Origin of the sequence: Kitasatospora sp. NPDC053057 (assembly GCF_044546945.1) — a bacterium.
Classification (GTDB): domain Bacteria; phylum Actinomycetota; class Actinomycetes; order Streptomycetales; family Streptomycetaceae; genus Kitasatospora.
Genome location: NZ_JBITZP010000017.1, coordinates 136,966 through 160,257 on the forward strand (window position 1 = coordinate 136,966; position 23,292 = coordinate 160,257).

24 protein-coding genes and 2 pseudogenes are annotated in these 23,292 nt (G+C 72.5%); 18 read left to right on the forward strand and 8 right to left on the reverse strand.

All coding sequences use genetic code 11. The features are described 5' to 3' along the window. Positions 1 to 19 precede the first annotated feature (19 nt). The 4 genes from ACIG5E_RS19685 (at position 20) to ACIG5E_RS19700 (ending at position 4,859) form a co-directional block, all read left to right on the forward strand. Positions 20 to 1,381, forward strand: coding sequence for a M1 family metallopeptidase (locus tag ACIG5E_RS19685; RefSeq protein WP_396534889.1), 1,362 nt, complete (start codon positions 20 to 22; stop codon positions 1,379 to 1,381). A gap of 77 nt (positions 1,382 to 1,458) precedes the next feature. Continuing rightward, positions 1,459 to 2,859 (forward strand): serine hydrolase domain-containing protein, encoded by a 1,401-nt coding sequence (locus ACIG5E_RS19690; RefSeq protein ID WP_396534891.1) that lies wholly within the window; start codon positions 1,459 to 1,461, stop codon positions 2,857 to 2,859. A 297-nt stretch (positions 2,860 to 3,156) separates the two neighbouring features. Next, positions 3,157 to 3,990, forward strand: a complete 834-nt coding sequence (locus ACIG5E_RS19695) for a GNAT family N-acetyltransferase (RefSeq protein ID WP_396534893.1) — start codon at positions 3,157 to 3,159, stop codon at positions 3,988 to 3,990. Then, positions 3,987 to 4,859, forward strand: a complete 873-nt coding sequence (locus ACIG5E_RS19700; RefSeq protein ID WP_396534895.1) for a lysophospholipid acyltransferase family protein — start codon at positions 3,987 to 3,989, stop codon at positions 4,857 to 4,859. The genes ACIG5E_RS19695 and ACIG5E_RS19700 overlap by 4 nt, the downstream gene beginning before the upstream one ends. A 50-nt stretch (positions 4,860 to 4,909) precedes the next feature. Here ACIG5E_RS19700 and ACIG5E_RS19705 read toward each other — a convergent pair whose 3' ends face one another. After that, the gene (locus ACIG5E_RS19705; RefSeq protein WP_396534897.1) at positions 4,910 to 5,431 is read right to left on the reverse strand and encodes a hypothetical protein; all 522 of its coding nucleotides are present in this window, start codon (positions 5,429 to 5,431) and stop codon (positions 4,910 to 4,912) included. Here ACIG5E_RS19705 and ACIG5E_RS19710 point away from each other — a divergent pair. The 3 genes from ACIG5E_RS19710 (at position 5,412) to ACIG5E_RS19720 (ending at position 7,702) form a co-directional block, all read left to right on the forward strand. Then, positions 5,412 to 5,576, forward strand: coding sequence for a hypothetical protein (locus tag ACIG5E_RS19710; protein WP_396534899.1), 165 nt, complete (start codon positions 5,412 to 5,414; stop codon positions 5,574 to 5,576). The genes ACIG5E_RS19705 and ACIG5E_RS19710 overlap by 20 nt on opposite strands. 79 nt (positions 5,577 to 5,655) lie before the next feature. Further along, entirely contained in the window at positions 5,656 to 6,618 is a 963-nt protein-coding gene (pip, locus tag ACIG5E_RS19715; RefSeq protein WP_396534901.1) for a prolyl aminopeptidase, read from the forward strand. Between the two features lie 85 nt (positions 6,619 to 6,703). Further along, a complete protein-coding gene (locus tag ACIG5E_RS19720) occupies positions 6,704 to 7,702 on the forward strand; it encodes a YdcF family protein (RefSeq protein ID WP_396534903.1) in 999 nt (332 codons plus the stop codon). A 149-nt stretch (positions 7,703 to 7,851) separates the two neighbouring features. On the opposite strand, the gene ACIG5E_RS19725 is transcribed toward ACIG5E_RS19720, so the two are convergent. The 3 genes from ACIG5E_RS19725 to ACIG5E_RS19735 form a co-directional block, all read right to left on the reverse strand. Next, positions 7,852 to 8,400, reverse strand: coding sequence for a PaaI family thioesterase (locus ACIG5E_RS19725; RefSeq protein WP_396534905.1), 549 nt, complete (start codon positions 8,398 to 8,400; stop codon positions 7,852 to 7,854). A gap of 31 nt (positions 8,401 to 8,431) precedes the next feature. Beyond that, positions 8,432 to 9,328, reverse strand: a complete 897-nt coding sequence (gene mca / locus ACIG5E_RS19730) for a mycothiol conjugate amidase Mca (RefSeq protein WP_396534907.1) — start codon at positions 9,326 to 9,328, stop codon at positions 8,432 to 8,434. Positions 9,329 to 9,390: 62 nt separating this feature from the next. Then, a complete protein-coding gene (locus ACIG5E_RS19735; RefSeq protein ID WP_396534909.1) occupies positions 9,391 to 10,839 on the reverse strand; it encodes an MDR family MFS transporter in 1,449 nt (482 codons plus the stop codon). A 126-nt stretch (positions 10,840 to 10,965) separates the two neighbouring features. On the opposite strand from ACIG5E_RS19735, the gene ACIG5E_RS19740 reads away from it, so the two are divergent. The 8 genes from ACIG5E_RS19740 to ACIG5E_RS19775 all read left to right on the forward strand — a co-directional run bounded on the left by ACIG5E_RS19740 (position 10,966) and on the right by ACIG5E_RS19775 (position 18,518). Continuing rightward, on the forward strand, positions 10,966 to 11,628 hold the full coding sequence (locus ACIG5E_RS19740) for a TetR/AcrR family transcriptional regulator (RefSeq protein WP_396534911.1): 663 nt from the start codon (positions 10,966 to 10,968) through the stop codon (positions 11,626 to 11,628). A 231-nt stretch (positions 11,629 to 11,859) separates the two neighbouring features. Continuing rightward, positions 11,860 to 13,446 (forward strand): DUF2079 domain-containing protein, encoded by a 1,587-nt coding sequence (locus tag ACIG5E_RS19745; RefSeq protein ID WP_396534913.1) that lies wholly within the window; start codon positions 11,860 to 11,862, stop codon positions 13,444 to 13,446. A 121-nt stretch (positions 13,447 to 13,567) separates the two neighbouring features. Next, positions 13,568 to 14,023 (forward strand): GntR family transcriptional regulator, encoded by a 456-nt coding sequence (locus tag ACIG5E_RS19750; protein WP_396534915.1) that lies wholly within the window; start codon positions 13,568 to 13,570, stop codon positions 14,021 to 14,023. A 90-nt stretch (positions 14,024 to 14,113) separates the two neighbouring features. Further along, positions 14,114 to 15,079: an ABC transporter ATP-binding protein gene (locus tag ACIG5E_RS19755; RefSeq protein ID WP_396534917.1), complete on the forward strand. Its 966-nt coding sequence runs from the start codon at positions 14,114 to 14,116 to the stop codon at positions 15,077 to 15,079. After that, positions 15,076 to 16,080 carry a hypothetical protein gene (locus tag ACIG5E_RS19760; RefSeq protein ID WP_396534919.1) on the forward strand — a complete coding sequence of 335 codons (1,005 nt, stop codon included), beginning with the start codon at positions 15,076 to 15,078 and terminating at the stop codon, positions 16,078 to 16,080. Before ACIG5E_RS19755 ends, ACIG5E_RS19760 begins: the two co-directional genes overlap by 4 nt. Positions 16,081 to 16,174: 94 nt before the next feature. Further along, a complete protein-coding gene (locus tag ACIG5E_RS19765; protein ID WP_396534921.1) occupies positions 16,175 to 16,855 on the forward strand; it encodes a DUF6445 family protein in 681 nt (226 codons plus the stop codon). A gap of 140 nt (positions 16,856 to 16,995) precedes the next feature. Then, on the forward strand, positions 16,996 to 17,901 hold the full coding sequence (gene murQ, locus ACIG5E_RS19770; RefSeq protein ID WP_396534967.1) for an N-acetylmuramic acid 6-phosphate etherase: 906 nt from the start codon (positions 16,996 to 16,998) through the stop codon (positions 17,899 to 17,901). 83 nt (positions 17,902 to 17,984) lie between these two features. Beyond that, on the forward strand, positions 17,985 to 18,518 hold the full coding sequence (locus ACIG5E_RS19775) for a hypothetical protein (protein ID WP_396534923.1): 534 nt from the start codon (positions 17,985 to 17,987) through the stop codon (positions 18,516 to 18,518). A gap of 180 nt (positions 18,519 to 18,698) precedes the next feature. Here ACIG5E_RS19775 and ACIG5E_RS19780 read toward each other — a convergent pair whose 3' ends face one another. Further along, on the reverse strand, positions 18,699 to 19,532 hold the full coding sequence (locus ACIG5E_RS19780; RefSeq protein ID WP_396534925.1) for an NAD(P)H-binding protein: 834 nt from the start codon (positions 19,530 to 19,532) through the stop codon (positions 18,699 to 18,701). A gap of 30 nt (positions 19,533 to 19,562) precedes the next feature. On the opposite strand from ACIG5E_RS19780, the gene ACIG5E_RS19785 reads away from it, so the two are divergent. Continuing rightward, positions 19,563 to 19,925 carry an erythromycin esterase family protein gene (locus ACIG5E_RS19785; protein WP_396534969.1) on the forward strand — a complete coding sequence of 121 codons (363 nt, stop codon included), beginning with the start codon at positions 19,563 to 19,565 and terminating at the stop codon, positions 19,923 to 19,925. A gap of 124 nt (positions 19,926 to 20,049) precedes the next feature. On the opposite strand, the gene ACIG5E_RS19790 is transcribed toward ACIG5E_RS19785, so the two are convergent. Next, a complete protein-coding gene (locus ACIG5E_RS19790; RefSeq protein WP_396534927.1) occupies positions 20,050 to 20,556 on the reverse strand; it encodes a DUF6193 family natural product biosynthesis protein in 507 nt (168 codons plus the stop codon). A gap of 459 nt (positions 20,557 to 21,015) precedes the next feature. Between ACIG5E_RS19790 and ACIG5E_RS19795 the strand changes: the two are divergent. After that, positions 21,016 to 21,159 (forward strand): annotated as a pseudogene (locus tag ACIG5E_RS19795) (IS5/IS1182 family transposase); the annotation flags it as partial. Between the two features lie 49 nt (positions 21,160 to 21,208). On the opposite strand, the pseudogene ACIG5E_RS19800 reads toward ACIG5E_RS19795, so the two are convergent. Beyond that, positions 21,209 to 21,997: pseudogene (locus ACIG5E_RS19800) on the reverse strand (S41 family peptidase); the annotation flags it as partial. 57 nt (positions 21,998 to 22,054) lie between these two features. Between ACIG5E_RS19800 and ACIG5E_RS19805 the strand changes: the two are divergent. Further along, a complete protein-coding gene (locus ACIG5E_RS19805) occupies positions 22,055 to 22,561 on the forward strand; it encodes an ArsR/SmtB family transcription factor (RefSeq protein WP_396534929.1) in 507 nt (168 codons plus the stop codon). Between the two features lie 69 nt (positions 22,562 to 22,630). On the opposite strand, the gene ACIG5E_RS19810 is transcribed toward ACIG5E_RS19805, so the two are convergent. Continuing rightward, the gene (locus ACIG5E_RS19810; RefSeq protein ID WP_396534931.1) at positions 22,631 to 23,203 is read right to left on the reverse strand and encodes a helix-turn-helix domain-containing protein; all 573 of its coding nucleotides are present in this window, start codon (positions 23,201 to 23,203) and stop codon (positions 22,631 to 22,633) included. Positions 23,204 to 23,292 lie beyond the last annotated feature (89 nt).

Here is a 23,292-nt window from a genome sequence, read left to right on the forward strand (position 1 = left end):
GCAGGAAGCGCCCGCCCCCGTGAAGCCCCACCACGCCCCGCCGGCCGTCGGCGGTCCGGACCCGTACTTCCCGAACAGCGGCGACCACCGCTACCGGGTGCACCGCTACGAACTCGCCCTGGACTACCGGCCCGGGCCCAACCGGCTGGCCGCCTCGGCCCGGCTGAGCGCGGTCGCGAACGCGGCGCTGGCCGAGTTCGCGCTCGACCTGGCCGAGTTCCGGATCGGGCGGGTGCTGGTCGACGGCAAGACCGCCCGCTACACCCACCGCGGCGGCAAGCTGCGGATCCGCCCGGCGAAGGCGCTCGCGGCGGGTGCGGCCTTCACCGTCGAGGTGCACTACACCGGCAACCCCCGGCCGGTGCGCAGCCCGTGGGGCGGGCTGGGCTGGGAGGAGCTGACCGAGGGCGCACTGGTGGCCAGTCAGCCGGTCGGCGCGCCGTCCTGGTTCCCGTGCAACGACCGGCCGGCGGACAAGGCGACGTACCAGGTGGCGGTGACCACGCCGTCCCCGTTCACGGTGCTGTCCGGCGGGCGGCTGCTCACCCGGACCACCCGGGCGTCCAGCACCACCTGGGTGTACGAGCAGAGCGCGCCGACCTCGTCGTACCTGGTGACGGTCTCGATCGGGCACTACCAGCCGGTGCCGTTGGCCGCCCGCCCCGCGCACCCACAGGCCGGTTTCGGGGCGCAGGCCGGGCACGTGCCGCAGACCGGGTACGTCCCGCAGCGGCTGGCCGAAGCCTTCGCCCGGGACTTCGCCCGGCAGCCGGAGATGATGGCGTACTTCGCCGAGGTCTTCGGGCCGTACCCGTTCGGTGAGTACGCGGTGGTGGTCGCGGACGAGGAGCTGGACGTCCCGGTGGAGGCGCAGGGCGTGGCCACCTTCGGCACCAACCACCTCGGCGGCGGCTGGGAGCGCGAGCGGCTGATCGCGCACGAGCTGGCCCACCAGTGGTTCGGCAACAGCGTCTCGATCGCCGACTGGCGGCACATCTGGCTCAACGAGGGCTTCGCCAAGTACGCGGAGTGGCTCTGGTCCGAGTACGCCGGCGGCCCGGGCGCGGCCGTGCACGCCGCCGCCGCGCACCGGCTGCTGGCCGGGCTGCCGCAGGACCTCAGGCTCGGCGATCCGGGCCGCAGGCTGATGTTCGACGACCGGCTGTACCAGCGCGGCGGCCTGACGGTGCACGCGCTGCGGCTGGCGCTCGGCGACGGCGCGTTCTTCGCGATGCTGCGGGACTGGGCGGGCGTCAACCGGCACGGCGTGGTCGCCACCTCCGACCTGCTCGCGCACGCCTCCCGGTACACCACCACCCCGCTCGGCCCGCTGTTCGAGGCGTGGCTGGAGCGGCCGGAACTGCCGCCGCTGACGGGCTGACCGGCTGACCGGCTGACGGGATTTGCCGGCGGGTTTATTCGTGCTGGTCCGGGGCCCGGCTGGGCTACTGTCCGTCCATGCCGATGAGCTCAGACGATCAGATGACCGACCAGCCCGACCAACTGCTGCCGACCACCCGCCGCGCCCTGCTGCACCGCGTCGCCGTCGCCCAGGCCGAGGGCCGCACCCCCTCGCTGGTGGCCGGGGTGGTGCGGGAAGGCCGACTGGTGTGGAGCGGTGCCCGCAGCATGATCGACGGGCACGCGCCGGACCCGGACGTCCAGTACCGGATCGGCTCGCTCACCAAGACCTTCGTCGCGGTGCTGGTGCTCCGGCTGCGCGACGAGGGCCTGCTCGACCTGGCCGACCCGCTGGGCCGCCACCTGCCCGGCACCCCGGCCGACGACGCCACCGTCGCCCAGCTGCTCGCCCACTCCGGCGGGCTCGCCGCCGAGACGCCCGAGCCCTGGTGGGAGCGGACGGACGGCGCCCTGCGGCCCGAACTCGGCGACCTGCTGGAGGAGAGCCCGCTCAAGCACCCGGCCGGGCGCCGCCACCACTACTCCAACCCCGGCTACGCGCTGCTCGGCGCGCTGGTCGAGAAGCTGCGCGGCGAACCGTGGGGCGAGGTGCTGCGCCGCGAGGTGCTGGCCCCGCTCGGCATGGACCGCACCACCCTGCTGCCCGAGCACCCGCACGCCGGGGGCTTCGCCGTCCACCCGTGGGCCGACGTCATGCTGCCCGAACCGCTCACCGACACCGGCCTGATGGGCCCGGCCGGCCAGCTCTGGTCCACCGGCGCCGACCTGGCCCGCTGGGCGGCCTTCCTCGCCGCCGGCGACGACAAGGTGCTCAAGGCCGACACCCTAGCCGAGATGCGCCGCCCCGCCGTCGGCCCGGAGGACGCCGAGTGGACCTCCGGCTACGGCCTCGGCCTGCAACTGCGCCGCCACGAGGGCCGGTTGCTGTACGGCCACTCCGGCTCGATGCCCGGCTTCACGGCCGGGCTGTGGGTCAGCGCGGACGACGGCCTGGCCGCGTTCGCCCTGTCCAACGCCACCAGCGGCGCCAACACCCCGCTGCTCGCCGCCCAGTTGATCGGCATCACGGCCACCCACGAGCCCCGGCTGCCCGCGCCCTGGCGCCCGCTGTCCGAGGTGGACGAGGAACTGCTGGCGCTCACCGGCCCCTGGTACTGGGGCGCCGCGCCCAACGTCCTGCGGCTGCGGGCCGAAGGTGTCCTGGAGCTCACCGAACTCGCGGGCGGCCGCCGGGGCTCGCGCTTCCGGCCTCAGCCGGACGGCAGCTGGCTCGGCCTGGACAACTACTACGCGGGCGAGACGCTGCGGGTGGTCCGGCGCGCCGACGGCACGGTCAGCCACCTGGACGTCGGCTCCTTCGTCTACACCCGCGAGCCGTACGGACCGGCCGCCGCCGTCCCCGGGGGCGTCGACCCGCAGGGCTGGCAGGCGTTCTGAGTCTGTCGGCCCGTCGACATCCAAGGAGCGTGACGGCGGGGGCGCGCGAGGCAGATACGCGCCCCCGTTGTCCACCCCGCACGAACGACCGCCCGGTGCCGGGCAGATGACCGGCAGGCTGCGGGGGGTCCCATTCAACAGGTGCACATCTGCGCTCCGCCGGGCCGCAACGTGAATGCCAACCGGCTTGGAGACACATACGGGGACCGGTTCGCATCCATGCCCAGCTCCTGCGGGCCGGGACGGTGCCATGGCGATCCACGGCACCGCCGATCGTGCTGCCCTGGAGGGTCCGCCATGACCACCGTCCCCACGTACGCTCCGTCCGCAGTCGCCCCCACCCACGACGCCCCGGCGGTCCCCGCCCCTCGCCCCCAGCCGACCCCGGCCGCCGCCTACACCGTCTCCCTCGCCCGCGACGAGGACGACGTGCGCGCCGCCCAGCGGCTGCGCCACCAGGTCTTCGCCGCCGAACTCGGTGCCGACCTGCACAGCCCGGTCGCCGGACTCGACATCGACCCCTTCGACGAGTACTGCGACCACCTGCTGGTCCGCGAGGGCGAGGACGGCGCCGTCGTCGGCACCTACCGACTGCTGCGCCCCGAGGCCGCCCGTCGGGCCGGACGGCTGTACTCCGACGGCGAGTTCGACCTCTCCGCGCTGGCGCCGGTACGGCCCGGACTGGTCGAGCTCGGCCGCTCCTGCATCCACCCCGACCACCGGGGCAACGGCGCCGTCATCAACCTGATGTGGGGCGGCATCGCCCGCTACCTCGCCGACACCGGCAACACCTGGGTCGGCGGCTGCTGCTCGATCGGCCTCGAGGACGGCGGCGCCACCGCCGCCCGGGTCTGGGACACCGTCAGCGCCAAGTACCTGGCCCCCGAGGAGTACCGGGTCGCCCCGCACCGCCGCTGGGACGCCACCGGCGTGCCGCGCGCCGAGCGCGGCGCCCTGCCCGCCCTGCTCCGCGGCTACCTGCGGCTCGGCGCCTGGGTCTGCGGCGAGCCCGCGTACGACCCGGACTTCGACTGCGCCGACCTGTACGTGCTGCTGTCGCTGGAGCGCACCGACCCGCGCTACCTGCGGCACTTCCTGTCCGGAGCACCCGCCCTGGGCGCCTCGTCATGAGCGTCTGGCTGCCGACCGCGCCCTGCCGACCGGAAACCTGCCTGGGCGAGCGCGCGCCGGAGGTCTCGCACCCCCGGCGGGTGCTGCGGCTGACCGCCTGCCTGCTCGCGGTGCTGGCGGGCGTACTGCTCAGCCTGCCGGTGCGGCTGCTGCCGTACGGCGCCCGGGACCAGCTGATCCGGCTCTGGGCGCGGGTGCTGCTGCGCACCCTCGGGGTGACCGTCCACCTCGGGACACCCGGGACGCCCGGGACGCCCGGGACACCGAGGGTGCCCGGGTCGGCCGGAGCGGGCGGCGGCAGTGCGGTCGGCGCCGACGGGGCGCTGGTGGTGGCCAACCACGTGTCCTGGCTGGACATCCCGCTGCTCGCCGCCGGGCGGCCGGGCCGCTCGCTGGCCAAGACGGAGGTCCGCAAGTGGCCGGTGCTCGGGCACCTGGTCGCCTGGGGCGGCACCGTGTTCCTTGACCGCGACCGGCTGCGCACGCTCCCGGACACCGTGTCGGCGGTGACCGAGGTGCTGCGCTCCGGTCACCCGGTGATCGTCTTCCCGGAGGGGTCGACCTGGTGCGGGCGGGAGAGCGGCCGGTTCCGGCCCGCGCTGTTCCAGGCGGCGGTGGAGGCGGGCGCCTTCGTCCAGCCGGTGACGATCCGCTACCGGCTGGCGGACGGGCGGCCGACCAGTGCGCCCGCCTTCATCGGTGACGACGGGCTGCTCACCTCGCTCGCCCGGGTGGTCGCGGTGCGCGGGCTGGTCGCGGACGTCACCTTCCTGCCGCCGATCCCGCCGCCCGGGCCGCAGCCCACCCGGGCCGGGGCCCGGCGGGAGCTGGCCCGGGCGGCGCAGGCGGCGGTGGAGGGGATCCGCTGAGGCGCTGTGCCGCGCCGCTGTATCCGCGCTGTATCCGCGCCGCCCCGGGCTCAGTCCAGCCGCCGTCCGGGCGCAGTCGCGGCGCGGTCCCGGCTCGATCGCGGCGCGGGCAGCGCTCCGGCCGCGCCGCCACCGCCGTGTGCCGCGCCGGTGGGCGCGTCCGCGATCGGGCCGATCGCGAGACCGAACACCATCGGCGGCCGGGGGCCGTACCGGGCGGCGAGGCGGCCGGACAGCGGGCCCGCGACCACCAGCATCGCGGTCATCGGCAGCCCGCCGTAGGCCGAGCCGGACGGGGACCAGCCGAGCACGCCCTGCATCGACAGCGGCAGGAAGAACAGCGCCCCGAACATCCCGAAGCTGACCACGAAACCGCTCAACAGGGCACCGCTCAAGGTGTCGTCCCGGAACAGCCGCAGCTCCAGCATCGACTCGGCCAGGCGTAGTTCGAGCAGCAGGAAGGCAACCAGCAGGACGACGGCGACGGCGCAGCCGATCACCCGGGGGTCGGTCCAGCCGCGCGAGGGGCCCTCGATCAGGGCGTAGACCAGGGTGAGCAGCGCGGCGCCCACGCGGCGCAGCCGGCTCTGCCGGATCACCGCCGGCGGCACGGGTGCGCTCGGCCTCTGGCTGTTCCTCTGCGTCCTCTACGCCTCCTTCGACACCGCTCTCGACACCGCCCTCGACACCGCCTTCGGGCTGAACATCGGGCTCTGACGAATCCGACGGCCTCACGGACCTGACGGCAGGTAGGCTCGCCCGGCGACCCGTCCAAACGTCCACGGAGGAGTGACCGATGCCCGAGCCGTACCACCACGACGAGCCGTACGCGCAAGGCCTGTTGGATGTCGGCGACGGGCAGCGGATCCACTGGAACACCTCCGGCGACCCGGCCGGCAAGCCGGCCGTGGTGGTGCACGGTGGGCCCGGCTCGGGCCACAATCCGGGCTCCCGGCGGTACTTCGACCCGCAGCGCTACCGCGTCGTCCAGTACGACCAGCGCGGCTGCGGGCGCAGCCTGCCGCACGCCGCCGACCCGTCGACCGGGCTGGAGCACAACACCACCGCGCACCTGATCGCCGACCTGGAGCGGCTGCGCGAGCACCTGGGAATCGACAAGTGGCTGCTCTACGGCGGCTCCTGGGGATCCACGCTGATCCTGGCATACGCGCAGGCCCACCCGGAGCGGCTCTCCGGGATCGTGATCTGCGGGGTGACCATGACTCGCCCGGAGGAGACCGAGTGGCTCTACCAGGGCGTCGGCCGCTTCCTGCCCGGTCCGTGGGAGGAGTTCCGCGACTTCCTGCCCGCCGCCGACCGGGACGGCGACGTGTTCGACCTGCTCACCGCCTACAGCCGGCAGCTCAACAGCCCGGAGGAGAAGGTCCGTCGGGCCGCCGCCCGGGCCTGGGCCACCTGGGAGGACGCGGTCATCTCGCACGAGGTGCTGGGCAAGCCGAACGCCTACTCCGACCGACCCTCCGACGCCCTGATGGCCTTCGCCCGGATCACGGCGCACTACTTCTCGCACCGGGCCTTCCTGTCGGACGGCCAACTGCTGCGCAACGCCGGGCGACTGGCCAGAATCCCGGGCGAGCTGATCCACGGCCGGCTCGACCTCGGCGGGCCGCTCCACACCGCCTGGCAGCTGGCCAAGGCCTGGCCGGACGCGCGGCTGACGGTGATCGACGAGGCCGGACACACCGGAAGCCCCCGGATGGAGGAGGCCCTCCTCGCCGCCGTCGAACGCTTCGCCTGAGGGGCGGATGAGGGGCGGAACGACTTGGGACCACGGTCCGTTCGTACAGATGATCCACACATCCGCTCCCCCTACGATACGACCCATGCTCGCCTATGCCCCAGCCGCCCTGTTCTTCCTGCTGTGCGGGATCGGGGTACTGCGCGACCGCCGCCGATTCAGCAATGCCGTCCTGCTCGGCATCGCCGTCTCGCTCCTCGCCCTCGCCCTGCTCGCCGAACTCCGCAAGGCGCCCACGCTGGTGGCGGAACTCGCGGCGGTGGCGATCATCCTGCTGCCGACCGTCGGAACGGTGGCCCTGGTCTGGTTCCTGCTCGCCAACGGCGTGACGATGATCCGCAAGGAGGGCCGACGCCCGGCCAATCTGCTCTCCCTGCTCGCCGGGCTGGGCATCATCGCCGTCATCGCGCTGCTCCTCGCCGCCATCGCCACCCGCTCACCGCGGCTCGCCATCCTGGCGGGCACCGCCGTACTGGTGGTCGGCTACATCTCCTTCCTGTTCGTCTGCTTCGTCGGCTACGCCTTCCTGTACGGTCGCCACCGGCCGCGCCGGGACGTGGACTTCGTGGTCGTCCTCGGGTCCGGCCTGATCGGCGGCGAGCGCGTGCCGCCGCTGCTGGCCAGCCGGCTCAACCGGGGCCGCGAGGTGTACGAGCAGCAGGCTGCGCGTGGCAACCCGCCGGTGCTGATCACCTCGGGCGGCCAGGGTCCGGACGAGAAGCTGCCGGAGTCCGACGCGATGGCCGACTACTTGATCGAGCGCGGCTTCCCGGCCGAGCACATCGAGCGGGAGGACCGCTCGCGCACCACCGAGGAGAACCTGCTCTTCAGCAGGGCCATCATGGAACGGGCCAAGCCCGACTACCGCTGCGTCGTGGTGACCAACAACTTCCATGCCTTCCGGGCGGCGCTGACCGCCCGCAAGACCGGCGTCAACGGGCACGTCTTCGGCTCGCCCACCGCCCGCTACTACTGGCCGAGCGCGACCATCCGCGAGTTCGCGGCGATCTTCCTATCGCACAAGCTGGTCAACTTCGGAATCTGTGGCCTCCTTGCGCTCTGTGGGGTGCTGGCGGTGCTCTGAGCGCCCCACCCCCTGGTTCTCGGGGGTGTTCGGGTCGGGCCCCTGCTGTCGCGATAGCCGGGGCCCGTTCACGTGCCTCGGCAGTGACCATGGCAGCGGCGGTAGCAACAGCGGCAGCAGCAGCGATCCGGGCCTTGGGGGCAGGAAGGTCAGGCCGCCGGGCGAGGCGTCAGGATCGCGCAGGTGGTGGTGGCGTGCGCATAGAGCTTGCCGCTCTCCGCGCCCACCACCCTGGCCTCCGCCGTCGCCATCGTCCGGCCCTGGTGCAGCACCACACCCTCACAGCGCAGCAGCTCCGAGTCGGCGAAGAGCGGGCGCAGCATGTGGACGTTCAGCTGGGTGGTGGTGTACCCGACCCCGGCCGGCAACTTGCTCAGCACGGCGCAGCCGAGCGCCGAGTCGAGCAGGGTGGCCAGGTACCCGCCGTGGACGGTGTTCATCGGGTTGAAGAGGTGGTCTCCCACCTCACCCTCGAACACCGCCGTTCCGGGCTTCACCTCGGTCAGGTGGAACCCCATCGTGCTGCAGATCGAGGGCTCCGGGATCCGCCCGGCGATCCACTCCAGCAGGATCTCCTCACCGGTGAGGTGCGAGAACTCGGCGATCGGCGGACCCTGCGTCCAGCTGTGGGTCCGGGTCCGCGACTCCTGACCGATCGTAAGCTTCTGCTCGTCGGGGGCAGGCTGGGGAGTTGTCATGAGATCAACCTGCCCTGTTCGAACGCCCGGCTCAAGCCCCTTCCGCCACCCGCACCCCCGCGAACAGGTCGTTCTCGACCGCCCCGACCGGGCCGCCGGGGTCGGACACGAAGCTCCGCGCCAGGTGGTAGTCCTCGGTCGGCCAGACCTCGCGCTCGATGTCCCGTGGGTGGGCCATGAACGCGACACCGGGCTGGACCTGGGTGGCGTGCGCCAGCATCGCTGCGTCCCGTACGGCGAACTGTTCGGCGCAGGCGATCCGGGTGGTGGTCGCGAGGGCCGGCGGGATGTCCGGCCAGCCGGCGAGCAGTTCACCCATCTCCGAGGGAACTCCGCACTCCGTCATGGCGTCGTGCAACGTCTGGAACCAGACCCGGGAGAGCGCCAGGTGGTAGTAGAGCTTCGCCGCCTGCCACGGCTCGCCCGCCTCGGGGTGGCGCTTCGGATCGGCAGCGGCCTCGAAGGCCTCGACGGCGACCTTGTGGGTCATCACGTGGTCCGGGTGCGGGTACCCGCCCGTCTCGTCGTAGGTGATCACGACGTGCGGACGGAACTCCCGGATCAGCGCGACCAGCGGTGCCGCCGCGACCTCCACCGGCTGGGCGGCGAAGCAGTCCTCCGGCAGCGGTTCGTCCGGGCCCGGCATCCCGGAGTCGACGAAGCCGAGGAACTGCTGCCGCACGCCGAGGATTTCACGCGCGGCGGCCATCTCCTCGCGCCGGATCCGGGTGAGGTCGGCGCGGATCTCGGGCCGGTCCAACGCCGGGTTGAGCACCGAACCGCGCTCGCCACCGGTACAGGTCGCGACCAGGACGTCCACGCCCTCAGCCGCGTACCGGGCGAGGGTGGCCGCGCCCTTGCTGGATTCGTCGTCGGGGTGGGCGTGCACGGTGAGCAGCCGCAGGCCAGCGGGGCGCTTGGTGAACACGGGTACCTCCAGGGTCGAAACGGTCGAACGGAAATGATGGATGATCAAGGGCTGCGGCCCGGTCAGCCCGCCTTACGGGCGGAGCCCGGGTAGAGCAGGGCCGGTGTGATCGAGAGCGCCGACAGGGCCAGCACCCACCAGAAGGTCGCGCCGAAAGCCGCCCCGGGATGACCCGGGTGCCCCGCCTGGGTCTGCTGGAGAACCAGCGTCAGCACCGCCGTACCGAGCGCCCCGCCGAGCCGGTTGAGGACGTTGATCGCAACGGCGGCCGCAGGCACCTGGGCCTTCTCGACGCTCCCGTACACCGCCGCCATCCCGGGGATCACGATGATCCCCATGCCCACCCCGCGCAGCGCCAGCGAGCCGACGACCAGCCAGTCGGCGGGGCCGGACCCGTGGCCGAGTTGGGTGAAGGCGAGGGTGCCGAGCAGCGAGCAGCCGATGCCGACCAGGATCAGCGGGCGCGGCGCGAAGCGGTCGGCTATTCGGCCGGACAGCAGCGAGGTGCCCGCCGTACCGAGCGCCTGGGGTGCGAGCAGCAGCCCGGCCGCCACCGCTCCGGCGTGCTCCACCTGCTGGTAGTAGAGCGGCACCAGGAACATCGAGCTGTACAGCACGGCTCCCTGTAGGAAGCTGTTCGCCGTCGCCACGGCGAAGCCCCGCCGCGCGAACAACCGAAGGTCGATCAGCGGAGCCCGCTCGCCACGCCGCCCGACCCGCAGCGCGTGCCGCCCGTAGGCCGCCAGCAGCACCGCTCCCGCCGCGACCGCCACCGGGCCGGCCGTGCTTCCCTCGCCGACTGTGGACAGTCCGTAGACCAGTGCGGTCAGGCCGGGCGACAGCAGCACCAGGCCGGTCACGTCCAGCCGGGGCCGCGGGAGTGCGGACCGCGCCTCGGCCGGGAGCCAGCGGGCCGCCAGCAGCACGGTCAACATCCCCACCGGCACGTTCAGCAGGAACATCCAACGCCAGTCCAGGTGCTCCAGCACCAGCCCGCCGAGGATCGGCCCCAGGACCGGGGCGAGGCTGATCGGGAGCAGCAGGGTGCCCATGACCCGGCCGATCCGGGACGGCCCGGCCGCCTGCACCATGATCGTCTGCCCGAGCGGCTGGATCATTCCGCCGCCGATGCCCTGGAGCACCCGGAAGGCGATCAGGCTGCCCGTCGACCAGGCCAGGCCGCAGAGCGCGGATCCGAGCACGAACAGGACGACCGAGCCGAGCCAGGCCCGCCGGGCCCCGAACCGACCGGCGGCCCAGCCCGAGAGCGGCATGGTCAGCGATATCGCCAGCAGGTACCCCGCGGCCACCCACTGCACCGCCTCCATCGAGCTGTGCAGATCGCGGGCGACCGAATCGATGCCGACGTTGACGATCGTGGCGTCCAGCAGGGCCAGGATCGGGCCCAGCGCGAGCACCACGCCAATCTTCCACAGGCCCGGTGGCAATGGTTCCGGCCGCTCCGGCCGCACCTCGCCCGTCCTGCCCTTCGTGGTGACCGACATGGTCATGTGCCCTCCCCGGGTCGTTCCTCCGGCGGCCGCCCCGACCGCCCGGAAAGAACTTAGGACGGACCCATTGATTGGGTCAAGCCTAATTTCTGTGCTCGACCCAGCGAGCTGCGCTAGGCTCGGACCATGACCGACACCGGCACCACCCCGAATCTGCGCGAGCTCAACAAGCGCCGCACCCGCGAGGCGATCTCGCACGCCGCGACCAGGCTCTTCATCGAGCGCGGCTTCGACCGCACGACCATCGCCGAGGTGGCGGCCGCCGCCGGGGTCGCCAAGATGACCGTCACCAACCACTTCCCGCGCAAGGAGGACCTCTTCTTCGATCTGCACGAGGAGATCGTCGACCGGCTCCCCCTCGCCGTCGCCGAGCGCGCCCCCGGCGAGTCCGCCCTCGCCGCACTGCGCCGCGACTGCCTGGCCGGGCTGGAGCGGCACGATCCGCGACTCGGCTTCTCCGGCCCCGACTTCGCCCGCACCATCGCCGAGAGTCCCGCCCTGGGCGCCCGACTGCGCGAACTGCACGAGCAGAGCGAGGCCGCACTCGCCGAGGCGCTGGCCGAGGCCGTGCACGCGACTCCCGACGACGCCCAGGGCGTCGACTTCGAGAGCCGGGTCGCCGCCGCCCTGCTCGCCGCCGTCGACCGGGCGGTGCTCTCCGAGGTATTCCGCCGCACCCTGGCCGGCGAGGATCAGGCCGCCATCGCCACCGCCGTACACCCCTCCGCCGCCCAGGCCTTCGACCGACTGGAGGGCGCCCTCGGCTCCTACGCCGTCCGCGAGAGCTAGACCGAGCCGGACCGCCGACCGGGGCCGGCAGGCGCCCTGCGGGCGGCGAACGGCAGCCCGCAACCGGATACCGCGCCCACCCCACACGCGCGGAACCACCCGGAACCACCCGCAACGCCGCCTGAAAACGAGCACACCAAAGGCCCGATCGGCACCGCCGGACCGGGTTTGACGCCCGCTCGGGCTTCCATCACCCTTCCACTAATCGAATAGTGAAAGGGTACTTTGCCGATGCCCGTGACTGTCACCGCGCTCAACCCGCCCGTCGCCCTTCCATCCGCCGCCCCTCCCCCGCGCCGCCCCGCCGCGCTGGCCTGGGGCCTGGCGGCCGGCTTCGCCGCGCTCTACACCTGCGTCGCCGTCAACCGGCACCGACGCGGCCTCACCAAGGCCTATGACCTGGGGATCTTCGAGCAAGCCGTCCGGGCGTACGCACACGGCCGCGAGCCGATCGTGCCGCTCAAGGCACCCGGCTACGATCTGCTCGGCGACCACTTCCACCCGTTGATCGCCCTCCTCGCCCCCGCCTACCGGGCCTTCCCGAGCCCGCTCACCCTCCTGGTCGCCCAGGCGCTGCTGATGGCGCTGGCCGTCGTCCCGCTCACCCGCTGGGCCCATCAGGTGGCCGGGCCGAGGGTGGCGCTGCTCGTCGGCTGCGCCACGGGGGCGTCCTGGGGGATCGTCCGAGCCGCGGCCGACGACTTCCACGAGATCGCGTTCGCCGTTCCGCTGCTCGCCTTCGCCGCCACCGCACTCGGCCGGCGCCGACCGCTCGCCGCCGCGCTCTGGTCCCTGCCACTGCTGCTGGTCAAGGAGGACATGGGGCTGACGGTCGCCGCCGTCGGCCTGCTGATCGCCTGGCAGGCCCGGCAGAACGGACGCACTCCGGTGCCCGGCCTCGCCCTCGCCACCGCCGGGGTCGCCGCGACCGCGCTCACTCTCCTCGTCGTACTGCCGGCCTTCAACCCCAGCGGCGGCTTCGACTACTGGCAGCAGCTGGACGGCGGCGGGCACTCCCCGCTCTCTGCCCTGCCCCTGCGGCTCGGCTGGCCGCCGATCAAGTGGCTGCTGCTGTTCCTGCTCGCCGCGACCGGCGGCTTCCTCGGTCTGCGCTCACCGCTCATCCTGCTCTGCCTGCCGACCCTGGCCTGGCGGCTGCTGTCGACCAACCCTCACTACTGGGGCGTCAGTTACCACTACAGCGCGGTGCTGATGCCGATCGTCCTCGCCGCCCTGGTCGACGCCATACGCCGCACCACCCCCGCAGTACCCGCCGACGCGGTACGCCGCACCACCCCGGCAGTACGCGTCGACACCGTGCACCGCTCCGACATCGCGGAAGGCCCCGACGCCATGCACCCGATCGCCCCCGCGGGCCGCCCCGCTCCCGCACCCGCCTCCACCGCCCCGCACCACCAGACCACCCGCCGGGTCCGACGCGCACTCGCCGTCACCGCCCTGGTGACGGCCGTGACACTGGCGATCTATCCGCTGCACGAGGTGGCGATGCCCGAGGCGTGGCGCACCTCGCCCCGGCTGACCGAGACCCGGGCGATGCTCCACCTGATACCCGACGACGCCAGCGTGGCCGCCTCCAACCGGCTGGCCGCCCAGCTCACCGGCCGGGCGGAGGTCACCCTGGTCTGCCAGGAGCCGGTCGGGCCCGGCCCGCAGTGGGTGGCCGTCGACCTGCACGATCCGAGCGTGCAGTCCCCGTGCGCGACCGCCGCCACGGCCCGCATGCTGGCGGCCTACCAGAACCACGGCTACCAGCGACTGGTCGACCAGGACGGCCTGCTCCTACTCAAACGCCCCTGACCCGGCCCCGTCTCTCCCGCCCTTCAGCCTCTCCCGCCCCTCCCGCCCCCGGTCCGGCTTGACCCGCGCGCCGCAGTGGGCCACCATTCCACTATTGCACTAGTGAAAGGCCGCAACGGGAGTGATCGAGTACCGCATCGATCGGCGCAGCGGCGTCTCCACCTACCAGCAGATCGTGCAGCAGACCAAGCAGGCGCTGCGGCTCGGAATGCTGCAGCCCGGGGACAAGCTGCCGACCGCCCGTGAGGTGGTCGAGCTGACCGCGATCAACCCCAACACCGTGCTGAAGGCCTACCGCGAGCTCGAACGCGAGGGACTGGTCGAGCCCCGCCCGGGGCTCGGCACCTTCGTCCGACGCTCGCTCGCCCGGCCGGAGGCGGCGGCCGACGGACCGCTGCGCGCGGACCTGGTCGGCTGGGTGGACCGGGCCCGGGAAGCCGGGCTGGAGCGCGAGGACATCGCCGCGCTGATGACCTCCGCACTGGAGCAGCGCTTCGACACCGGGGTCGCCCCCCGGGGTCTCTCCGGCACCACCGAACTGACGGACTCCGGGGTCTCCCCGGCACCACCGAACTGACGGACTCCGGGGTCTCCCCGGGCACCACCGAACCCAGGGGCAGCGGGGGCGCCCCTCGGCCAACACCAACCGAAACATTGGGGGGACCGGGTGAACGACCCGACAACCGCAGCTCCGGCACTGGAGGCCGTCGGGCTCGGCAGGCAGTACCGGGGCGGATGGGCCCTGCACGGCTGCGACTTCACCGTCCCGGCCGGACGGATCTGCGGCGTGGTCGGCCCCAACGGCGCGGGCAAGAGCACCCTGCTCTCCCTCGCCGCCCGCCAACTCCAACCCACCGAAGGAGAGTTGATGGTATTCGGCGAACCGGCGGCCACACCGGAGCAGCGCGCCCGCGTCGCCTACGTGGCGCAGGACAAGCCGCTCTACCCGGGCCTCACCGTCGCCGAGACGCTCCGGATGGGCCGCGAGCTCAACCCGACCTGGGACCAGCAGACGGCACAACAGATCGTCGACCAGGGCGAGTTGCGCCCCAAGGCCCGGATCGGCTCACTCTCCGGCGGCCAGCGCACCCGGGTCTCCCTGGCGCTCGCCCTCGGCAAGCTCCCCGACCTGCTGCTGCTCGACGAGCCGATGGCCGACCTCGACCCGCTCGCCCGGCACCAGCTCATGGGCACCCTGATGTCGGCCGCCGCCGAGCGCGGCACATCCATCGTGGTGTCCTCGCACATCCTCCCCGAACTGGACGGCGTCATCGACCACCTGCTGCTCGTCCAGGGCGGACGGATCCGGCTGGCCGGCGACCTGGACGACATCCTGGACGGGCACCAGCTGCTCACCGGGCCCGCCGAGGGCGCCGCGCTCCCGGCCGACCTGGTGGTCGAGCAGCGGGTCGGCGGCCGCCGGGCGACCGCCCTGGTGCGCACCGGTGAGCCCCTGGACGGCCCCTGGGAGAGTGAACGCCCCAGCCTGGACGAGCTGTTGCTCGGCTACCTCCGCGCGCCGGCCGACCCCCGACCGGCCGACCCCCGACCGACTGACTCCCGACCAACCGCCCCCCGACCGACTGACTCCCGACCGGGCGCCACCCCGGCCAACGACGAGAAGGCGGCATGAGCACCAACGTCCTGACCGACCAGGCGAAGCCCGCCCCCACACCGATGAGCCGCGATCGCTCCGCCGCCCCCCGACTGCGCGGACTGCTCTGGCTGACGATCCGTCAAAGTCGCGTGATGCTCCGGACACTGGCCGCACTGCTGATCCTGGTGGCGGCCGACCTCATCTGGATCCACGTCCTCTGCAGCCACACCGTGGGCGTGCTGCGCCGGACGGGCTGCTACAGCCCCGAGAGCTGGGACAGCGCCCAGTGCTGGGCGCTGCTCTCGCCGATCGACCGACCGAACTTCTGGTACATCTCCGTGCTCCAGCCCGCGGTCACGGCCGTCCCGCTGCTGATCGGCGTGTTCATCGGCGCGCCGCTGCTGGCCCAGGAGCACGAGCGCGGCACGATTCGCCTGATCCGCGCACAGTCCGTCAGCCCGGTCCGCTGGCTGGCCGCCCGCCTCGCGGTACCCGGCCTCGCCGTTCTGGCCGTCACCGGCGTGCTCGCCGCACTGATGAGCTGGGTGTGGTGGAAGGACATCGTGCACGGGCCGGTCGCCTTCGACCCGCCGTTCCAGTTCTTCACCTACCCGGCCCTTGGGGTGGCGCCGGTCGCCTGGTCCCTGTTCGCCCTGGCCCTGGGCGTCCTCGTCGGCCAGTTGACGCGCCGGACCCTGCCCGCGATGTTCCTCACCGGCGCGCTGGTCGCGACCGCCCACGGCCTGATCCGCTGGGCCCGCCCGTCCTTCTACCCCACCGTCGACGAGACGGCTCCCCTGCACGCCTCGCAACCCACCAACGCGTGGCTGATCAACCGCGAGGCCATCATGCCGGACGGCAGCCGCATCGGCTCCGACGCGTGCATCACCACGCACCGGTGCGACGGAGCCACCGGCACCTGGCTCCAGTACCACCCCTCCGCCCACCTCGTCCCGATCCAACTCGTCGAGGCCGGAATCCTGTTGGCGCTCACCCTCCTCATCCTCACGGGCGTCTTCCTCCGCATCCGCCGATGAGGGCCCCGGGGCCGCTCCCACCTGCGCAGCACTTGACGAAAGGTTGACCTGTTCACGGCAGATAGTTGACGCGGGACGCCCCTATGGTCGGCCCATGCCCTCACAGCCCATCAGGCCCACCGCACTGCCGGTCCTGCCCTACCGCAAGCCCACCCGCGGCCGGGACTACTGGGTCCTGGACAACGTCCTGCCCGATCCGGACGCGGTCCGCGAGCGCGTTCTGGCCCGCGGCGACTGGACCGAGGGCTACCCGTACCGCCCCGAGACCTGGCCCGGCCTGCGCACCATGCCCGGCCTGGAGCCGGACGAGCTGGCGCGGGTAGAGGCCCAGGTTCGCAAGGCCACCGGCGCCTCCCGGCTGTGGGTGCAGAGCACCCCGGGCGGCGGCACGCTCAACCACAACTGCGTCCAGGTCGTCGGCGCCGGGGAGTCGGAGTCCCGCCCCCACACCGACTCCCGCGCGCTCTGCCGCTACGCCGCCGTGCTCTACCTGAGCCCGGGCGCCCCCAAGGACGCCGGAACCAGCTTCTACCGGCAGCAGTTCCCCGGCGGCCGCCTCGGCGGCAACCTGGTCAACGCCCCGCACAACAACCTGGTCGAGGCCCTCGGCACCCGCCACGTCCCCGCCGACCACTTCACCGAGGACGTCCGCGTCCCGAACCGCTACAACCAACTGCTCCTCTACCACGCCAACCTGATCCACAGCGCCACGAACTACTACGGCACCGACCTGGCGGACCGCCGGATGACGGCGGTCTTCTTCTGGATGGCCTGAGCAGCGAACCGGCAGGCCATCTGACGCCTCCTCGGCCGGATCCTCGGCCGGAACCTCTGCCGGGCACCGGCGAGGACCGGCGGCGCCCGTAGGATCGCGGGGACCATCCGTTGGCACCCCTGGACACCCCCGAGGCCGCGATGACCCAGGACGCCGTACCCCCCACCGAGACGGTCCGCGCCGACTGGGCCGGGATCGACCGGCTGCCCACGCTCGACCTGCTCCGCCTGATGAACGCCGAGGACCGCACCGTCCCCGCCGCCGTCGCCGGGGAGTTGGCGCGGATCGCCGCCGTGGTCGACGCCGTGGCCGCCCGGATGGCGCGCGGCGGGCGGCTGGTCTACGCGGGGGCGGGCACGGCCGGGCGGCTCGGGGTGCTGGACGCCGCCGAGTGCCCGCCAACCTTCGGCACCGATCCGGCCCTGGTGGTCGGCCTGATCGCGGGCGGCCGGACGGCCGTGACGGGGGCCGTCGAGGGCGCCGAGGACCGCACCGACCTCGCCGAGGCGGACGTCGCGGCGCTCGGCCTCACCCCGGCCGACACCCTGGTGGGCGTCTCCGCCTCGGGCCGCACCCCGTACCCGCTGGCCGCCGTCCGCGCCGCGCGGGCGGCCGGGGCACTCACCGTCGGGCTGGCGTGCAACCGGGGTTCGGCACTGGTGGCGGCGGCGGAGCTGGGGATCGAAGTGGAGGTCGGCCCGGAGGTGCTGGCCGGGTCCACCCGGCTGAAGGCCGGCACCGCGCAGAAGCTGGTGCTCAACCTGCTGTCCACGGCCGTGATGGTCCGCCTCGGCCGGACGTACGGAAATCTGATGGTCGATCTGCGGGCCACCAACGCCAAGCTGCGCGACCGCGCCCGCCGGATCGTCGCCGAGGCCACCGGCGCCGACGAGGACGCCGTCCGCCGCGCCCTCACCGCCACCGACGGCCGGACGAAGGACGCCGTCCTGGTCCTGCTCGCCGACGTCGACGCACCCACCGCCGCCCGGCTCCTCGCCGCCTCGGACGGACGACTGCGCGACGCCCTGGAACTGCCGAGGAACTGAGTGCAGCATCCGGCAGCAATCGCCCCGTCGACCAACAACTCCTGGCCCAACCGGATCGAGGCGGACATGGGACTCTGTCCCTCATGAGTGAGCCCACCCCCTATGACCGCGACCGAGCCGCATACTCCCGCGAAGGGCTGGCCCGACTCGTACTCGCCGACAACGCCACGGAGGTGGCTGACGGCGCCTCGGGGCTGGTGGGCACCCGCAATGATGCCGACACCGGATTCGGCGGTCGAGTCAGCCAAGCCCGGCAGCTCGTCGACCTGGCCGAACGGACTCTGAAATCGGCCGTCATCTACGAAGTCGAACGTGGGAGTTCCTGGGCACAGATAGCGGCCTACCTGGGGATCAGCGCCGAGGAGGCCGAACAGCGGTACACCCCCGCTATCCAGGCGTGGAACAACGCGTTCGAGGAGCCGTACCGACTGGATGAAACCGGTCGCAAGCGCATCCCGCAGCTGCCCACCGCAGCATACGATCCCAACTGGGCATGCACTCAGCTGGATCGGTGGGCCTACCTTCGGCACGTCGGAATCGATGACAGGCAGGCCGTCAGCGCCGGCCTCGCCATGACCGAGGCTGCGGACGAGCAGGTCCCCGGCACCCAGACCTAGGGCGTCCGTTCGTGCTGATCCGAAAATCATCCTGGGTCAATGTGATCAGCAAGGTAGATGAGGGTGGCCTCGGGATTCATTCCGAAGGCGGCCGCGACGAGCTTGGGGTCCATGCCCCTTGTCGGCGTACACCGGGACGTGCCCAGCCGCATACGGGTAGACATGCTCAGGGCGAGGAGCTCAGCGGAAGGCTGCGGCGTTCTCCGATGCCCACTGCTGGAAGGGCCTAGCCACTGAGCCGGTGACCTGCGCAACCGTGTCGCGCACCTGCAGCAGCGCTTCGTTGACGTCTCCGCCCGTCACGTCGAGCACCGCGTCCGCAGCCCCGGCTCCGAAGACCGCGGTCATCTGAGCGTGGGCCTCCTCCCGGCTGATCTCGGCGAACGGCACCTCCCGCCCGAGTACCGCCGCGATGGACTCGACCTGCTGACGGACGGTCACCCGTTCCGGGCCGGTCAGTGCGTACGTCTGGCCCCGGTGGCCGGGCTCGGTCAGGGCAACGCGCGCCACGGACGCGATGTCCGCGGGGTGGATCGTCGGCAGGCCGGTGTCCGCGTACGGCATGCGGACCGTCTGCCCGTCGCGGATCGACGCCGCCCACATCATCGCGTTCGAGGCGAACTGTGTCGGCCGCAGGATCGTCCAGGCCATGCCGCTGTCCTTGAGCAGCCGCTCGACAGCGAGGTTCTCGCCCGCAGGGCCAAGGTGCGGATGGGTCTGGACGGTGATGGACGAGACGAGCACGACATGCTCCACGCCCGCCTGCCGGGCGGCGTCGAGGATGTCGGCGTCCGAACCCAGGCGTGATACGAGGAAAAGGGAGCGGACGCCCTCCAGCGCGGGCTTCAGTGACGCCGTCTCGGCGAAGTCACCCTCGACGACCTCGACCCCTTCGGAGAACGCTGCCCGTGCGGCATCACGGGTGAGCCCCCTGAGCGGTCCGGCACCGCACGCCTGCAGTTCCTTGAGCAGAGCACTTCCGATGTTTCCGGTGGCTCCTGTCACGAGGATCACGAGCGCTTTCCCCCTTCGTCGGATGATCAACTGGAAGGAACCCTAGAAAGTGAAGCGCACTTTAAGTCAAGGCGGCCGTCGACGGTTCACCGGCACGTTCATCCGTACCTGCCTGAGCAGGATCACGGGTACGCCGGACACCCGCTGTGGCTTTGTTCCCGCGACCAGGTGATGGCCGAGACCACGGTGTGGTGGCAGCGGCGCACCGGCGGCAGGATCCTGCTGTCGGCCGCCGACGACCATGTCGGCTACACCGCACCGACCCCCACGACGTATCCGAAGACCCAGGGCGTGTTCCTCCACGACGCCCTGGGCGCGGACTACCTCGCCATCGGCCGGGCCTACAACGTCCTGGTCCGCCTCCACACCGTCCGAGAGGCGAGCAAGGTGTAACCCGGCGGCGCCGGTCTCCGGTTCGGGGTCGGTCTCGGTGCCGGCGATCAGGATGCCCTTGATGGTGCGGTAGACGGGTCGCCGACCGTGATGGCCTTGGTGCAGGCGGCCTCCAGGCGCTGCCTCAGTTCGCCGGCCCGAGCCCCTCCGGGAGGGCGGCCACCACGAAGGCGACGGCTTCCTCCGGCGTCTCGGTGCGCGCGACCAGCTCGCCCTCCTTCCGCACCCCGTACAGCCCCTCGTCGTACGGGCAGATGATGTACCCGACCCGCGCCCTCCAGAACTCCTCGACACTGGTGGAGAACCAGAGGTTGAAGTGGCTGTTGACCGGCATCAGCCGGCGGAGCACCGGCTGGGCGTACGCCGCCGCCAGCAGCGCGTGGGGGCGCGGGTGCCGGTCGTACGGCGGCATGTGGATGCGGTCGAGCTTGACGCGCCACTCCAACTCGACGACACCGAACGGCTCCCGCTCGTGGACGAGGGCCCAGGGCCTGAACCGGACGAACGGGGCGTGCGCGCTGGTCTCCTCGAGCCCCGCGCCGCCCGTCCACGCCGCCGTCGCCCTGACCACCTCGGCCAGGTCTGCGGTCCACCCCCAGGCCAGGCGCGTGCTGTTGTCCTGGAGATTCACCTGGAAAGTCCGGTGCCTCTCGCCTGGCGGATACACCATCACGCGCCGACCGCTCCCCGCGTCGACGTACTCCGCAAGGCGACCCCACCTCCCGTCCGACTCGGGCAGGACGAGCCCGAGCCCCTCGGCCGTACGCCTCAGCGCAGCCCGGAGGGCCCCGTCATCGTCCCAGCCATCCTCGCCGAGCCCCGCCCCGAAGTTCATCGCCCCAGTGTGCCCGAATCACCCCGCCCAATGACCGCTACCTTCCGATCACCGGATCACCGGTCCGGTCGTGCCGTTGACTGACGTGCAGTGGGCGCGGATTGAGCCCTTGTTGCCCGACGGACGACGGACGACGGACGCCAAAGCGGGGCGGGCGGTGGCGTGACCGCGGGCAGGTGATCGACGCGATCGCGTGGGCGATCGACGGCACCTGGGAGCAGGTCTTCACCGCCCTGCTCGCCCGGTCGGACGCTCCGCGGCGGGCTGACCACGAAAATCCACCTCGCCGCGGACGGCCGCGGACGGCCGCTGCCGACCGTTGCGCTCAGGTCAGGCGCGCCACGGCCAGGGGCAGCGCGCGGTCGAGCGCCGCCTCGGCGTCACACGGCACATCGGGCCGGACGCCGGTGCCCTCCCAGTTGGTGCCCGAGACCGGGTTGACGGCGCGGGCGACGGGCACGCTGAGCTCCAGGTGCGGGTGCACCGTCCAGCCCTGGCGCGGGTGCGCGCCGCCCCGGGTGGCCTCCCCGACGACCTCGGCGCGCCCGAGCTGCTGCAGGTCGTAGGCGAGCTCCTCGCCCGCGGAGAAGGTGTTTCCGCTCGTCAGCACGTAGAGCGGCTTGGTGCCGCCGAAGCGGGCACCCGGTACGAACGGGGGCGTCCAGGACTGCTCGGCCACCTCCCCCTGCCGCGAGAGCATGGTGTTGAGGTGCGTGCGGCCGTCGAGCAGGTAGCCGCAGATGAAGGCGACCGTGTCCGGATCGCCACCGGTGTTGCGGCGCAGGTCCAGGATGAGGGCTCGGGCGGGTGCCACCAGTGAGAGCGCCGCGGCCAGCGGCCGCGCCGCCCAGTCCAGCGGGAACATCTTGGGTGCGATCTCCAGGAGCGCGACGCCGCCGTCGAGGAGCTCCACGCGCGGAACACCGCCCAGGGAGGCGTCGAATTCCCTCCGCATCGCGGCGAGTACCGCCGCGCCCTGCTCCGGCGGCACCGGCACGGCGTGGTACTTGAGGGCCAGGTGCAGGTCGCCGTTGACGGACCGCAGGTCCGCGGTGACCGCTTCGGCCAACTCCTGGGCGGATTCGGCCCGGTAGGATCCCTCGACACTCCGGCGCCTCAGCAGGGCCGCGAGTTGCCGGGCGACATCGGGGAAGACGTAGTTCTCGCAGACCAGGTCGGCGATCGACTCGACGACGGCAACGGCGTCCAACGCAAGTGGCAGTGTGGTGGAGGTCATGGGAGGGAGTAGACCAGCGGCTTGCCAAACCGTCAAACGTACTTAACGCTTGATCTGGTGAGCCATCAACCAGACGAGGGCGTCCAGCAGATCAGCACGCCTCGACAGCACACCGCACTCGCCCACCCCATGCGCCAACGCCTGCTCTTCGCCCTGAGCGGCCGGCCGTCGACGATCAGCCGGCTCGCCGCGCAGCTGGGAGTGAACAAGGGCAGCGTCTCGCACCACCTCGGGGTGCTGTGCGAGGCGGGGCTGGTCCAGGACGCGGGAACGCGACGGGTGCGCGGCGGCACCGAGAAGTACTACCGGCGGACCGCCGAGCGACTCCTCGTCGCCGAACCGCAGGCCGAGGGGACGGCCGCGCTGTTCGGCGCCGTCGCCCAGGAGTTGGACCGCTCACCCGCCGATCACCTCCTGACGCTGCGCCACATCCGGATCAGCCCGGCCAAGGCAGCGCGGCTCGCCGAGGCTCTGGCCGCGCTGGTCGACGAGACGGAGGAGGATCCGGAGGGCGAGCCGGTGCACGGCCTCCTGGTGACGCTCTACCAGCAGGCCGGGGCGTAGGGTCGGTCTGCTGAAGATCGATCCGCTGATCGGAAGGAAACGGAAGGAAACCGCCTGGTCCGCACGCGGTCAGGCGGTGCGGGCCCTCAGGTGGGCCCGTTCGCCCTGGTGCCCGAAGAGGACGAGGAGCTCGACGGTCCGGTCGCCGTCCGCTCCGAGCCAGTGCGGTACGTGGGTGTCGAACTCGGCGGCCTCGCCCGCCGTGAGGACCAGGCTCTGGTCACCCAGGAGCAGGCGCAGCCTGCCGGAGAGCACGTAGACCCACTCGAATCCCTCATGGGTCTTCAGTTCCGGCTCGGTGCCGGGCCGGGGCGGGATCAGCAGCTTGTGGGCCTGGACGCCGCCGGGGCGACTGAGCGGCACGTACGTCATCCCGTCCCGGGTCACCGGGCGCAGGTGGATGCGCGGGTCCCCGGTGCGGGGCGCGCCCACGAGGTCGTCGAGGGGGACGGCGTGGACCTCGGCGAGCGGCAGCAGCAGCTCCAGGGTGGGCTTGCGGGTGCCGCCCTCCAGCCGGGAGAGGGTGCTCTCGTTGATCCCGGTCCGTTCGGCGAGTTCCGCCAGCGTCATCCCGCGCCGGCGACGCAGCTCGCGCAGGCGGGGGCCGACCGCGTCCAGGACGTCCTTCTTCGCGTTGCCCATGCCCTCAGGTTGCCGAAACGGCATGGAGCGTTGCAAGTCGGGCAGGGCGCGGGGCACCGTCGTAGCAGCGGGGCCGACCCGCGAAGCCG